Source organism: Halomonas sp. SIMBA_159, from assembly GCF_046536035.1.
In the GTDB taxonomy this organism is placed as follows: Bacteria; Pseudomonadota; Gammaproteobacteria; order Pseudomonadales; family Halomonadaceae; genus Vreelandella; species Vreelandella venusta_A.
In genome coordinates this window covers 1-271 of the sequence record NZ_JAWJBT010000589.1, presented here as the reverse complement: position 1 = coordinate 271, position 271 = coordinate 1, and the positions used below count along the sequence as shown (strand labels likewise).

Below are 271 nucleotides of genomic sequence, written 5' to 3'. Positions count from 1 at the left end.
CACTTTGTCGGTCGTGCTGATGGAGGGCGGCAGCATGGACGTGCGGATCATGACCCCGAATGATCGGCTGATCGGCACCCTGCGGCTGCACCTCGACGGCGTGAGCTACCGGCGGGCCAGCAGCAAGCGGTCGCTCGACGACGTGCGGGTGGCGTGGGGGAAGCTCGACGACGTGCTCGACGTGTTCCGCGACTAACCCCGGCGAAAGGACAGACCATGGACAGCGACAACAGCAACGTGAAGATCACCGTGCCGGAGGCCAAGGCGCTCC

General features: G+C 66.1%; 1 protein-coding gene. It reads left to right on the top strand.

The window, feature by feature from the left end:
- A partial coding sequence (locus R0J87_RS20575; protein WP_498888573.1) for a hypothetical protein occupies nucleotides 1–196 on the top strand: 196 nt, incomplete at its 5' end.
- Between the last annotated feature and the right edge of the window lie 75 nt (nucleotides 197–271).